An 11,701-nucleotide genomic window follows, 5' to 3' on the forward strand; every position below is an offset into this window, starting at 1 on the left:
CGGAAGGCTGGGTAGGTTCCGGACATGGGTCTTGAGGACATGGGTCTTGAGGAGATGGCGGAGCCGGGGAACGAGGCCGGACGGGCGGGGCTGGAGGCGATCCTCCGGGCGCCCCGGGAGGCGGTGGTGGCGCTCGACTTCGACGGGACGCTGGCGCCGATCGTGGCGGATCCGAGCCGGGCGCGGGCGCATCCGGGAGCGGCGGGCGCGCTGGCGGAGCTGGCGCCCCGGGTCGGCGCGATCGTGGTGGTGACCGGCCGGCCGGCCGCCCTGGCGGTGGAGTACGGCGGGTTCGGCGACGTCGACGGCGTGGTGGTGCTCGGGCACTACGGGGCCGAGCGCTGGGAGGGCGGCGAGCTGACTGCGCCGCCGGCGCACCCGGGAGTGGCACGGGCGCGGGCCGCGCTGGACGGCGTACTGGCGCGGGTCGGAGCGCCGGCCGGGACGTGGGTGGAGGACAAGGGGCGCTCGCTGGCCGTCCACACCCGGCGGACGGAGGCGCCGGAGGAGGCGTTCGAGCTGCTGCGCGCCCCGGTGGAGGCGCTGGCCGCCGAGCACGGGCTGGTGGTGGAGCCGGGCCGGCTGGTGCTGGAGCTGCGGCCGCCGGGGGTGGACAAGGGCGCCGCGCTGATCGGGTTCCTGCGCGAGCGGGGCGCCCGGGCGGTGCTCTACGCGGGGGACGACCTGGGGGACGTGGCGGCCTTCGCGGCCGTGGAGAAGCTGCGCGGCGAGGGGCTGGCCGGCCTGCTGGTGTGCAGCGGCACGGTCGACGGCGACGCGCCGGTGCGGGAGCTCGCCGACCGGGCGGACCTGGTGGTCGCCGGCCCGGCCGGCGTGGTGGGGCTGCTGACGGCGCTGGGAGCGGCGCTCGGGGACCGGGCCCAGGGCTCCTAGGGCCGGCCGTGCCGGCCGGCGGTCGAGCCGCCGGCCGGCGCGGCGGCGGTCAGTCCAGCGCCGTCAGCTGGTCGAGGAACCACTGCTGCGGCGGCAGCGCCGTCGAGGCGGCGGCGAGGCGCTTGGTGCGGTCGGCGCGCTCGTCCTCGGGCATGGTGAGCGCCGTGTGCAGGGCCTCCGCCGTGGCGATGACGTCGTACGGGTTGACGCACAGGGCGTCGTCGGCCAGCTCCGCGTGGGCGCCGGCCTCGCGGGAGAGCACCAGGGCGCAGCCGCGGTCGGAGACCACCGGGACCTCCTTGGCGACCAGGTTCATGCCGTCGCGGATCGGGTTCACCAGGGCGACGTCGGCCAGCCGGTAGGCCGCGAGGGAGCGCGGGAAGTCGTCGTCGACATGCAGGATCAGCGGCTGCCAGTCGGCGGTGCCGAACTCCGCGTTGATCTCGGCGGCGATCCGCTCGACCTCGGCGGTGTAGGCGCGGTACTCGGCGAGGTCGGTGCGCGAGGGGTAGGCGAAGGCGATGTGCACCACGCTGTCCAGCCACTCGGGGCGGGTGCGGAGCAGGTGCCGGTAGGCCTGGAAGCCGCGGACGATGTTCTTGCTCAGCTCGGTGCGGTCGACCCGGACGACGGTGCGCCGCCCGCCGACCGCCTCGCGCAGGGTGGCGAGCCGCTCGTCGACGTCCGGGCGGTGGGACCGCTCGCGCAGGAAGTCGGCGTCGGCCCCGAGGGCGTGCACGCCGAGCCGGGTGGTGCGGCCCGCGTGCGTCACGGTGAGGGCCTCGCGGTCGATGTCCGCGCCGAGGACGTCCGCGCAGCAGTCGGCGAAGGCGAGGGCCCAGCGGCGGGTGAGGAAGGCGGCCCGGTCGGCGCCGAGGATGCCGGTGAGGACGCTCTCGGCGACGTCGTCCGGCAGCAGCCGGAAGTACTCGGGCGGGGCCCACGGGGTGTGCGAGAAGTGGCCGATGCGCAGGTCGGGGCGGGCGGTCCGGAGCAGGGCCGGGGCCAGCGAGAGGTGGTAGTCCTGGATCAGTACCGCGGCCCCGGGCGCGGCCTCGGCGGCGAGGGCCTCGGCGAAGGCGGCGTTGTAGGCGCGGTAGGACTGCCATTCGGAGCGGAACTCCGCGCCGAAGGAGGGGGCCGTCGGGGTGGCGTAGAGCAGGTGGTGGACGAACCAGAGGGTGGAGTTGGCGACGCCGTTGTAGGCGGCCGCGAAGGTCTCCGGGTCTATGTCCAGCATCCGGACGGCCTGTCCGCCGACGTCGTGGCCGGCCCGGTCGAGGCGGCCGTCGGGGGCCTCCCGGGCGGCCCGGCGGTCGGCGTCGCCGAGCGCCGCGCAGACCCAGACGGCATGCGGGTCGTCGATCGCGGAGAGTCCGGACACCAGCCCGCCGCCGCCCCGGCGCAGGGTCAGGGTGCCGTCGGCCGCGGTACTGAATGACACCGGTCCCCGGTTGGAGGCCACCAGTACGGTGGCGGAACCGGTCGCACTCGAACGTTCGGTCGTGAGATCGCCCATGGTTGGTACGTTGCCGTGGGCCCGGGTCGGCAAACCCCCGTCCGGCGTCAGGCCTGGTGGCCGTGGTGGGCGGCGTACTCCGGGACGGTGTGCATCGGGGGCCGTTCCTCCGCCGTGATCGCATGGGTGTGCGGGGTGAAGATGGCGGCGCCGCCGGCCGGGGGCCCGGCCGCGGTGCGCGGGTCCCGGGTGAACTGGGTGAGCAGCGGGTGGACCAGGTCGGCGGAGGCCTTCAGCCGGTGGGTCCGGTCCAGGCGTTCCAGGGCGGTGCGGTAGATGGTGGCGGCCATCCGGCCGAGTGCCTGGCTGTCCTGGTGGCGGTGGTGGCGTACGCCGACGTCCACCTGGGCGAGGGCGTCCAGGCCGGCGAGCTCCAGGGCGTCCACCAGGAGGCCGAGCTCGACGCCGTAGCCAGTGGGGAACGGCAGCCGTTCGAGCAGCGAGCGGCGGGCCGCGTACTCGCCGCCGAGCGGCTGGACGAAACCGGCGAGTTCCGGCCAGTGCAGGTTGAGCAGGGGGCGGGCGACCAGCTCGGTGACCCGTCCGCCGCCGGAGGGGACCACGGCGGCGTCGCCGGAGCCGGAGCCGTTCGTCACTTCGAGCGGCCGGTCGTACATGGCCTTGACCAGCTGGATGTCCGGCTCGGTGAGCAGCGGGCCGATGATGCCGGAGACGAAGGCGGGGTCGAAGGAGCGCAGGTCGGCGTCGACGAAGCAGACGATCTCGCCGCTGGTGACCAGCAGCGAGCGCCAGAGCACCTCGCCCTTGCCGGGGGCGGCGGGCAGCCGGGGCAGGATGTCGTCGCGGTGGACGACCCGGGCGCCGGCCTCGGCGGCCGCGGCGGCGGTGCCGTCGACGGAGCCGGAGTCGACGACGACGAGTTCGTCGACGAGGGGCAGGCGTTCCATCAGCTCGCGGCGCACGGTGCGGACGATGTCGCCGACGGTGGCCTCCTCGTCCAGGGCGGGCAGCACCACGCTGACGGTGCCGGCCCGACCCGCCGCCTGCTTGGCCGCCAGCAGGGCGCCCACCGGGCGGTCGGCCGCGCTCCAGGAGCGGCGGCGCAGCCAGGACGCCGCCTTCGGGAGGAGCGCGGGTGTCGGTTCGGCGGGCACGGAACTCTCCTCGACGGATCGGGGTGGGACGGGGCATCTCGCGTGGCGGACGGTCCCGTTCAGGGTTGACGCCTTCGGATACAGTCTTCGTACAGCGATCGGACCTTCGCACGCCGGGGTCGTCGCTGAGCAGGACCACAACTTCACAGAGCTCATCCAGAGGGACTGAGGGAACGGCCCGTTGACGTCCCGGCAACCTTCTCGCACGGCAGGCCTCCGGCCCCGGCGGGACAGGTGCCAATTCCGGCCTGTGGCGCGCCCGCGTCACGGGGAAGATGAGGAGAGAGGCCTCCGCCATCATGGCTATCGACACCGCCGCAGCCGCCCCCGCGACCGTTGATCTCGGTCCCGCCGTCGCACTGTCCTGTCGGGAGTGCGGTACCCGGTTCCCGCTCGGTCCCAGCTTCGCCTGCCTGGAGTGCTTCGGGCCGCTGGAGATCGCCTACGACTTCGGGAGCGAGGGCGCGGAGGAGCTCCGCAAGCGGATCGAGGCCGGTCCGGCGTCGATCTGGCGCTACGCCCCGCTGCTGCCCGTCCCGGCCGACGTGGCCGACAAGCCGAACCTCAACCCGGGGTGGACCCCGCTGGTGAAGGCGGACAACCTGGGCCGCGAGCTCGGGTTCACCGCCCAGCTGCACGTCAAGGACGACTCCGGCAACCCGACGCACTCCTTCAAGGACCGGGTGGTCGCCTGCGCGATCGAGGCGGCCCGGGCGTTCCACTTCACGACCCTCTCCTGCTCCTCGACCGGCAACCTGGCCGGCGCGGTGGGCGCGGCGGCGGCCCGGGCCGGGTTCAAGTCCTGCGTGTTCATCCCGCACGACCTGGAGCAGGGCAAGGTCGTCATGGCCGGTGTCTACGGCGGCGAGCTGGTCGGCATCGAGGGCAACTACGACGACGTGAACCGCTTCTGCTCGGAGCTGATCGGCGACCCGGCCGGTGAGGGCTGGGGCTTCGTCAACGTCAACCTGCGCCCGTACTACGGCGAGGGTTCCAAGACGCTGGCGTACGAGATCTGCGAGCAGCTCGGCTGGCGGCTGCCGGAGCAGATCGTCATCCCGATCGCCTCGGGCTCGCAGCTGACGAAGATCGACAAGGGCCTGCAGGAGCTGATCAAGCTGGGCCTGGTCGAGGACCGGCCGTACCGGATCTTCGGCGCCCAGGCGGCGGGCTGCTCACCGGTGTCGGCGGCCTTCAAGGCCGGCCAGGACGTGATCCGGCCGGTCAAGCCGGACACCATCGCCAAGTCGCTGGCGATCGGCAACCCGGCCGACGGCCCCTACGTGCTGGACATCGCCCGGCGCACCGGCGGGGCGGTCGAGGACGTCACCGACGCCGAGGTGGTCGCCGCGATCAAGCTGCTGGCCCGGACCGAGGGCATCTTCGCCGAGACCGCGGGCGGGGTGACCGTCGGCGTGCTGAAGAAGCTGGTCGAGACCGGACAGCTGGATCCGGCCAAGGAGACCGTCGCGATCAACACCGGTGACGGCCTGAAGACGCTGGACGCCGTCTCCGACTCCGGGATGACCACCGTCATCCGCCCGACGCTGGCCTCGTTCCGCGACGCCGGCCTCGCGTCCGCCTGACCCGCCCGCAGCCCCCGCAGCCCGTACCGGCCGCCCGGCCGCACCGCCCGAGGAGATCCCCCATGAGCGCCACCGTCCGCATCCCGACCATCCTGCGCACCTACACCGGCGGCGCCGCCGAGGTGGCCGCCGAGGGCGCCACTCTGGGCGACGTCATCGCCGACCTGGAGCGGAACCACGCCGGGATCGCCGCCCGGATCCTGGACGACGCCGGCAAGCTGCGCCGGTTCGTCAACGTCTACGTCAACGACGACGACGTCCGGTTCGCCGAGGGCCTGGCCACCGAGATCAAGGACGGCGCGAGCGTTTCGATCATTCCGGCGGTGGCCGGCGGCTGCTGATCCGCCCCTTTCCGACCAGGCCTTTCATCGGCCGACCCGTTTTCGACCGGGCCGTCCGTGCGTACGGAATTCCGATCTCCGTACGCGCGGGCGGCCCGCCGCATTCCGGCGGGAATATTTCGCAGTCCGGGGGAGTAGAGTGTGGCTCGTCCGGGAAGAGGGCCGCCCCATCCCCCTCGCGCCGGTACTCGAACTCCGTCCGCGCCCGTACCGCCGGTGTCTGTCCGGCCGCTGAGACCGGCGCCGGGGCCGTGACCGTGAAACATGTCAGGCCGATGTCAGAATTCTCGAAGGCATTTGAGTAATTCGTCCGCTATGTCCGGCGTGAAATGCCGATTTCCTCCCGCTTTGGTCTGGCCTGTCCCCTGGCGGACCTAGGGAATTCCCAGCGGTTGACCCTGTTGCAGAGGGCGTCGATCCGGATACATTCAGCCGCGGTCGACGCAATCACCCGCTCACCGGAGGCCTTCCGGTGGTCTCCGCGGACGATTGTGGCGTGCACGGCTGCGCCCAGGGGGGGTTCCCCGGGCCGGCCTCAAACCAGACCCGGGCCCGCGACCTGCGGGCGCGTGAAGGGCCAGCACAGCACTAGGGGAGTTCGGAATGGCTCAGGGCACCGTCAAGTGGTTCAACGCGGAGAAGGGCTACGGCTTCATCGCGGTCGACGGTGGTGCGGACGTCTTCGTCCACTACAGCGCGATCCAGATGGACGGCTACCGCACCCTTGAGGAGGGCCAGCGGGTCGAGTTCGAGATCTCTCAGGGGCAGAAGGGCCCGCAGGCGGACATGGTCCGCGCCGCGGTCTGACCTTTCCGACCCCAGGAGTTCGGCTCGGCCCATTCGGCTGGTGCACCTCTTGCTTCACGACGGGCCCGTACGACACATGTCGTACGGGCCCGTCGGCATGTCCGGCGGGGGGCCCGCGCGGCGTCCGGCGCGGGGGTGCCGGACACCCGGCGGCGGCCCATCGGGGGCTCGCCGACGGCGGCCGCAGGGGGCGGACGCGGCTCGCGGGTTGGGCGATTGGGCTTGCACTCGCCTACCCGGAGTGCTAATCATTGGCGTTAGCACTCACAGTGTGAGAGTGACAGCGGACTGGGTCGGTGAGGCCCCCGGGAGCGGTAGGGGAAAGGACCCCCGCACACCAGGGCCGTCCGTCGCGGGCACCCCTTGGTCCGAGCAGTCGACCGTGTCCCGGAGGACCACTTCTGATGGCCAAGATCATCGCCTTTGATGAGGAAGCTCGCCGCGGCCTTGAGCGTGGCATGAACCAGCTCGCCGACGCGGTGAAGGTCACGCTCGGCCCCAAGGGCCGCAACGTCGTGCTGGAGAAGAAGTGGGGCGCCCCCACGATCACCAACGACGGTGTCTCCATCGCCAAGGAGATCGAGCTCGAGGACCCCTACGAGAAGATCGGCGCGGAGCTCGTCAAGGAGGTCGCCAAGAAGACCGACGACGTCGCGGGTGACGGCACCACCACCGCCACCGTGCTGGCCCAGGCGCTCGTTCGCGAGGGTCTGCGCAACGTCGCCGCCGGCGCCAACCCGATGGCCCTGAAGCGCGGTATCGAGAAGGCCGTCCAGGCCGTCTCGGACCAGCTGCTGGCCCAGGCCAAGGACGTGGAGACCAAGGAGCAGATCGCCTCCACCGCCTCCATCTCGGCCGCCGACACCCAGATCGGCGAGCTCATCGCCGAGGCCATGGACAAGGTCGGCAAGGAAGGCGTCATCACCGTCGAGGAGAGCAACACCTTCGGTCTGGAGCTCGAGCTCACCGAGGGCATGCGCTTCGACAAGGGCTACATCTCCGCCTACTTCGCCACTGACCTGGAGCGGATGGAGGCGACGTTCGAGGACCCGTACATCCTCATCGCCAACTCCAAGATCGGCTCGGTCAAGGACCTGCTCCCGCTGCTGGAGAAGGTCATGCAGAGCGGCAAGCCGCTCGTCATCATCGCCGAGGACGTCGAGGGCGAGGCCCTGTCGACGCTGGTCGTGAACAAGATCCGCGGCACCTTCAAGTCCGTCGCCGTCAAGGCCCCGGGCTTCGGCGACCGCCGCAAGGCCATGCTCGGCGACATCGCCATCCTCACCGGTGGCACCGTGATCTCCGAGGAGGTCGGCCTCAAGCTGGAGAACGCCGGCATCGACCTGCTGGGCACCGCCCGCAAGGTGGTCATCACCAAGGACGAGACCACCATCGTCGACGGTGGCGGCGACAGCGACCAGGTCGCCGGCCGCGTGAACCAGATCCGTGCCGAGATCGAGAACAGCGACTCGGACTACGACCGCGAGAAGCTCCAGGAGCGCCTCGCCAAGCTGGCCGGCGGCGTGGCCGTCATCAAGGCCGGCGCGGCCACCGAGGTGGAGCTCAAGGAGCGCAAGCACCGCATCGAGGACGCCGTCCGCAACGCGAAGGCCGCCGTCGAGGAGGGCATCGTCGCCGGTGGTGGCGTCGCGCTGCTGCAGGCCGGTGTCGCGTTCGACAAGCTGGAGCTGGAGGGCGACGAGGCCACCGGTGCCAACATCGTCCGCGTGGCGCTGGAGGCCCCGATCAAGCAGATCGCGACCAACGCCGGCCTCGAGGGCGGTGTCGTGGTGGAGAAGGTGCGCAACCTCCCCGCCGGCCACGGCCTGAACGCCGCCACCAACACCTACGTCGACCTCATCGCCGAGGGCATCATCGACCCGGCGAAGGTCACCCGTTCCGCGCTGCAGAACGCCGCCTCCATCGCGGCGCTCTTCCTCACCACCGAGGCCGTCATCGCCGACAAGCCGGAGAAGGCCGCCGCGGCCGCCGGCGGCGGCATGCCGGGCGGTGACATGGACTTCTGATCCCCTCCGGGATCGGTCGTTTCCCGATCGCACGGGCGGTTCCCCTCGGGGAGCCGCCCGTGCGGCGTTGTGTCCGGCGCCGTTTTGGGACAATGGACGGATGGCTGCCACCGCTGATGACATCGAGACCGCCCTGCACAACGCGCGGGCGCTGATCCTGGCCGACCTGACCGCGCGGGACGTGGCGGACGCCGCCGTGGTGTCGCTGGTCGAGGACGCCGTGACGCACCGCCGGTGGTGGCTTGAGCAGTGGCCGGACGGCGCCGAGTACGTGCTCGGGCTGGTCGCCCAGGACGTCCAGGACGCGCTGCTGGAGGCCTACGGCCGCTGGCCGCTCTGCACCTCCTGCGCGGCCGACGGGGACCCGCACGCGTTGGGCGTCGAGCCCGAGCTGGGGCCGGAGCCGCACTGGGTCTGCGGCAAGGCGGGGGCGGTGGTGGCGCCCGTCGGCCGGCTCGACGGCTGATCCCGCCCCGGCCCGGCTCCGGCGCTCCGTGCGCCGGGCCGGGCCTTCGCGCGTCCCGGGCGGGTCGGCCGCTCAGTGAGTCATCGAGTCGGCGCGTCAGCCTTCGAGCCGGTCGAGTTCGGCCGCCAGGTTGGCCCGGGCGGCGGCGTCGAAGCGCTCGCGGGCGAGGGGTGTGCGGTAGAGCGCGGGCAGGGCCAGGAGCCGGCGCAGGATGTCGGCCCGCCCGGCGCGGAAGTCCGGCTCCGGGACGAAGGCGTACTCCTCGCGCACCGCGGCCGCGTAGGCGGCGTACGCCCGCGGGTCGCCGCCGAGGACGGCGAGGTCCGCGTCGCAGAGCACCTCGCCGTCCCGGTCGCCGGGTTCGGGGCGGTGCGAGACGGTGAGCCGGACCAGACGGGCCACCTCGGCGGTCCGCGGCTCGGACAGGCCCGCCTCGGTGAGCGCCCGGACGGCGAGGGCGGCGCTGCGCTCCTCGTTCTCGGAGCGGTCCGGGCGGTAGACGGCGTCGTGGAACCAGGCGGCCAGCCGGACGGTGTCCGGGTCCTCGGCGTGCGCGGCGAGCACGTCCACGTGGCCGAGCACCGCCCGCAGGTGGGCGGTGGTGTGGTAGCGGCGCTGCGGTTCGGTCCAGCGGCCCAGCAGGTCGCGGCCGTACGGCGCGGGGTCGGCGCCGGCGCCGCAGCGGCGCAGCAGGGCGGTCCAGTCGGCGAGCAGGTCGGCCGGGACGGGGGCGGCGGGCTGGTTCGGCATGGGCTCATTCTGGCGGGTGCCGGTCGCGGCACGGGCGGAGTCCGGCGGGTCCACTGGACGCATATGTAGTTTGACGATATATGTAGTCCTATGACAGAACGAGCCATGCAGGAGCCGACGCTGCTTCTGCTCACCGCGCTGGCCGACGCGCCCAGACACGGCTACGCGCTCATCCAGGAGGTCGCCGCGATCTCCGACGGCCGGGTGAAGATGCGCACCGGCACCCTCTACGGCGCGCTCGACCGGCTGCTCCAGCAGGGCCTGATCGAGGTCGCCGCCGAGGAGGTCGTGGACGGCCGGGCCCGGCGCAGCTACGCGCTGACGCCGGCCGGCCGCGGCGCGCTGGCGGCCGAGGCGGGGCGGCTGCGGGCCGTCGCCTCCGAGGCCGAGCGCCGGCTCTCCGCCGTGCTCTCGATGGTCAGGGGGGTCTTCGCGTGAGCATGCAGACCATCGACCGGCCGGTCGCCCTGCGGGCGGCGCTCCAGCTCTACCCGGCCCGCTACCGCCGCGAGCGCGGCGAGGAGCTGGCCGCGGTCTTCGCCGACACCACGGCGGAGGCGGACCGGCCCACCCTGCTGCGGGAGGCGCTGGACCTCGCCGCCTACGGCCTGCGGATGCGCGCCCGGCTGACCTCGGCGTCGGCGGCCGGGCGGCTGCTGGCGCTGGCGGTTCCGCTGGTGGCCGGCACCGCCGCGGGGGCCGCCCTCTACCCGTGGGTCAGCGACCCCGACCTGATCGCCTGGCGGATCCAGGGGGCGCACTCCTCGGTCCTGCTGGCGCTGACCGTGTTCGCGCTGCCGGTGGCCTCGCTGCTGCTGGCGGTGGCCGCGGTGCTGGGGCACTGGACGGCGGCCCGGGTCCTGTCGGTCGCGGTGATCGGCGCCGGTCTGCTGAACCTGGCCGACTCCGTCCTGAGCGTGGAGTTCGTCGACTGGTGGTGGTTCTCCTACAGCTCCACCTCCGCGCTGCCGTTCGTGCTGTCCGGTCTGCTGGTGCTCGCCGCACCGGGGGACCTGCTGGGCCGGCCGACCTGGCGGACCGCGGCCCTGGTGCCGCTGGGCGCGGTCGGGGGTCTGCTGGTGGTCAGCGCCCAGGGCGGCTGGGACACCCGGTACCTGATGAACGACCCGTGGGCCGCCCTGCTGCTGGCGGTTCCGCTGCTGCTGGTGTGCGCCGCGGCGCGCGGTTGGCTGGTGCCGGCGGCGATCGGGCTGGCGGTGCTGCCGCTGACCCTCTCGTTCAGCCTGTTCAGCCTCTGGGAGTCGGCCGGTGGGATCTGGAACCTGTTGGGGGTCGGCGCGGTCGGCGCGGCGTTCGTGGCGGTGGCCGGGATCGGCTGGCGGGGCATCGAGGGTCTGCGCCGCTCGGCTCTGTGACCGATCGGCCGTACGGGCCTCGCCGGGCGCCTCGCGATGTGGCAGGCTGTCTGATATGTCTAGACCAATTTTCGAAGTCATCGCGCTGACGCCCCAGGACGCCCAGGCCGCCGAGTCGGGCGGCGCCGACCGGCTCGAACTGGTCACGGACATGGCCGCCGACGGCCTCACCCCGTCGGTCGAGGACTTCGCCAAGATCCGGGCCGCCGTGGAGCTGCCGCTGCGCGTCATGCTGCGCGTCCGGGACGGCTTCGCGCCGGGCGACCTGGACGAGCTGGTGGCCCGGGCCGCCGCGCTGCGGGCCGAGGGCGCCGACGAGTTCGTCTTCGGCTTCCTGACGGCCGACGGCGCCGTCGACCTCGCCGCCACCGAGGCCGTCGCCGACGCGGTGGCGGGCTGCCGCTGGACGTTCCACCGGGCGATCGACCACAGCGCCGACCGGACCGCCCTCCGGGCGGCCCTCGGCGCGCTGCCCGGGCTGGACACCTACCTCACCTCGGGCGCGGTGGCCGGGGTGGACGCGGGCCGGGAGGTGCTGCTGGCCGAGCTGGCCAGGGCCGGCGAGCCGGGGTACGGGCAGCGGATCCTGATCGGCGGCGGCCTGCGGGCCGAACACCTGCCCGGTTTGCGGGCGGCGGGCTTCGACGGCTTCCACGTCGGCGGAGCGGTGCGGGTCGCCGGATGGCAGTCCCCCGTGGACGCCTCCAAGGTCGCCGAGTGGCGGTCCCTGATCGATGGCTGAGCGTGAGAGCGCCGACAGCTGAGCGATCGGCGGTCCGCGACTCGACGCGCGAAGGGGACCGGCGGATACCGCCGGTCC

The 11,701-nt window shown here is 73.1% G+C and carries 12 protein-coding genes and 1 riboswitch; of the genes, 9 read left to right on the forward strand and 3 right to left on the reverse strand.

Annotated features, from left to right (window positions below; genetic code table 11):
* Window positions 1-24: 24 nt before the first annotated feature.
* A complete protein-coding gene (gene otsB, locus ABZ495_RS11715) occupies window positions 25-894 on the forward strand; it encodes a trehalose-phosphatase (protein WP_359835515.1) in 870 nt (289 codons plus the stop codon).
* Window positions 895-943: 49 nt separating this feature from the next.
* Here the strand turns inward: otsB and ABZ495_RS11720 are convergent, their stop codons facing one another.
* Both ABZ495_RS11720 and ABZ495_RS11725 read right to left on the reverse strand, forming a co-directional pair.
* A complete protein-coding gene (locus ABZ495_RS11720) occupies window positions 944-2,413 on the reverse strand; it encodes a trehalose-6-phosphate synthase (protein WP_359835517.1) in 1,470 nt (489 codons plus the stop codon).
* 47 nt (window positions 2,414-2,460) lie between these two features.
* The gene (locus ABZ495_RS11725; protein ID WP_359835519.1) at window positions 2,461-3,528 is read right to left on the reverse strand and encodes a glucosyl-3-phosphoglycerate synthase; all 1,068 of its coding nucleotides are present in this window, start codon (window positions 3,526-3,528) and stop codon (window positions 2,461-2,463) included.
* Between the two features lie 149 nt (window positions 3,529-3,677).
* A riboswitch (SAM riboswitch) is annotated at window positions 3,678-3,810 on the forward strand.
* A 17-nt stretch (window positions 3,811-3,827) separates the two neighbouring features.
* Here ABZ495_RS11725 and thrC point away from each other — a divergent pair.
* The 5 genes from thrC to ABZ495_RS11750 all read left to right on the forward strand — a co-directional run bounded on the left by thrC (window position 3,828) and on the right by ABZ495_RS11750 (window position 8,755).
* On the forward strand, window positions 3,828-5,114 hold the full coding sequence (thrC, locus tag ABZ495_RS11730) for a threonine synthase (RefSeq protein WP_329489147.1): 1,287 nt from the start codon (window positions 3,828-3,830) through the stop codon (window positions 5,112-5,114).
* Between the two features lie 62 nt (window positions 5,115-5,176).
* On the forward strand, window positions 5,177-5,455 hold the full coding sequence (locus ABZ495_RS11735) for a ubiquitin-like small modifier protein 1 (protein ID WP_329489148.1): 279 nt from the start codon (window positions 5,177-5,179) through the stop codon (window positions 5,453-5,455).
* Window positions 5,456-6,058: 603 nt separating this feature from the next.
* Entirely contained in the window at window positions 6,059-6,262 is a 204-nt protein-coding gene (locus ABZ495_RS11740) for a cold-shock protein (RefSeq protein WP_030289665.1), read from the forward strand.
* Window positions 6,263-6,666: 404 nt separating this feature from the next.
* Window positions 6,667-8,289, forward strand: a complete 1,623-nt coding sequence (groL, locus tag ABZ495_RS11745) for a chaperonin GroEL (RefSeq protein WP_359803823.1) — start codon at window positions 6,667-6,669, stop codon at window positions 8,287-8,289.
* Between the two features lie 100 nt (window positions 8,290-8,389).
* Window positions 8,390-8,755 (forward strand): hypothetical protein, encoded by a 366-nt coding sequence (locus ABZ495_RS11750; RefSeq protein ID WP_329489150.1) that lies wholly within the window; start codon window positions 8,390-8,392, stop codon window positions 8,753-8,755.
* A 96-nt stretch (window positions 8,756-8,851) separates the two neighbouring features.
* On the opposite strand, the gene ABZ495_RS11755 is transcribed toward ABZ495_RS11750, so the two are convergent.
* Entirely contained in the window at window positions 8,852-9,505 is a 654-nt protein-coding gene (locus tag ABZ495_RS11755; RefSeq protein WP_359803822.1) for a hypothetical protein, read from the reverse strand.
* Window positions 9,506-9,595: 90 nt separating this feature from the next.
* On the opposite strand from ABZ495_RS11755, the gene ABZ495_RS11760 reads away from it, so the two are divergent.
* Genes ABZ495_RS11760 through ABZ495_RS11770 form a run of 3 tightly spaced genes read left to right on the forward strand, consistent with a single transcriptional unit; the run spans window position 9,596 to window position 11,623 of the window.
* Window positions 9,596-9,943, forward strand: coding sequence for a PadR family transcriptional regulator (locus ABZ495_RS11760; RefSeq protein WP_352297299.1), 348 nt, complete (start codon window positions 9,596-9,598; stop codon window positions 9,941-9,943).
* Window positions 9,940-10,881 (forward strand): hypothetical protein, encoded by a 942-nt coding sequence (locus tag ABZ495_RS11765; RefSeq protein WP_359803821.1) that lies wholly within the window; start codon window positions 9,940-9,942, stop codon window positions 10,879-10,881. The genes ABZ495_RS11760 and ABZ495_RS11765 overlap by 4 nt, the downstream gene beginning before the upstream one ends.
* A gap of 55 nt (window positions 10,882-10,936) precedes the next feature.
* Entirely contained in the window at window positions 10,937-11,623 is a 687-nt protein-coding gene (locus tag ABZ495_RS11770) for a copper homeostasis protein CutC (protein ID WP_352297294.1), read from the forward strand.
* The last annotated feature ends 78 nt before the right edge of the window (window positions 11,624-11,701 follow it).

Origin of the sequence: Kitasatospora sp. NPDC005748, from assembly GCF_040630735.1 — a bacterium.
In the GTDB taxonomy this organism is placed as follows: Bacteria; Actinomycetota; Actinomycetes; order Streptomycetales; family Streptomycetaceae; genus Kitasatospora.

Bases quoted from the DNA above. Each gene is read 5' to 3' on its own strand.
- otsB (WP_359835515.1), top strand. From the start codon at position 25: ATGGGTCTTGAGGACATGGGTCTTGAGGAGATGGCGGAGCCGGGGAAC.
- ABZ495_RS11720 (WP_359835517.1), bottom strand. From the start codon at position 2,413: ATGGGCGATCTCACGACCGAACGTTCGAGTGCGACCGGTTCCGCCACC.
- thrC (WP_329489147.1), top strand. From the start codon at position 3,828: ATGGCTATCGACACCGCCGCAGCCGCCCCCGCGACCGTTGATCTCGGT.
- ABZ495_RS11735 (WP_329489148.1), top strand. From the start codon at position 5,177: ATGAGCGCCACCGTCCGCATCCCGACCATCCTGCGCACCTACACCGGC.
- ABZ495_RS11740 (WP_030289665.1), top strand. From the start codon at position 6,059: ATGGCTCAGGGCACCGTCAAGTGGTTCAACGCGGAGAAGGGCTACGGC.
- groL (WP_359803823.1), top strand. From the start codon at position 6,667: ATGGCCAAGATCATCGCCTTTGATGAGGAAGCTCGCCGCGGCCTTGAG.
- ABZ495_RS11750 (WP_329489150.1), top strand. From the start codon at position 8,390: ATGGCTGCCACCGCTGATGACATCGAGACCGCCCTGCACAACGCGCGG.
- ABZ495_RS11755 (WP_359803822.1), bottom strand. From the start codon at position 9,505: ATGCCGAACCAGCCCGCCGCCCCCGTCCCGGCCGACCTGCTCGCCGAC.
- ABZ495_RS11760 (WP_352297299.1), top strand. From the start codon at position 9,596: ATGACAGAACGAGCCATGCAGGAGCCGACGCTGCTTCTGCTCACCGCG.
- ABZ495_RS11770 (WP_352297294.1), top strand. From the start codon at position 10,937: ATGTCTAGACCAATTTTCGAAGTCATCGCGCTGACGCCCCAGGACGCC.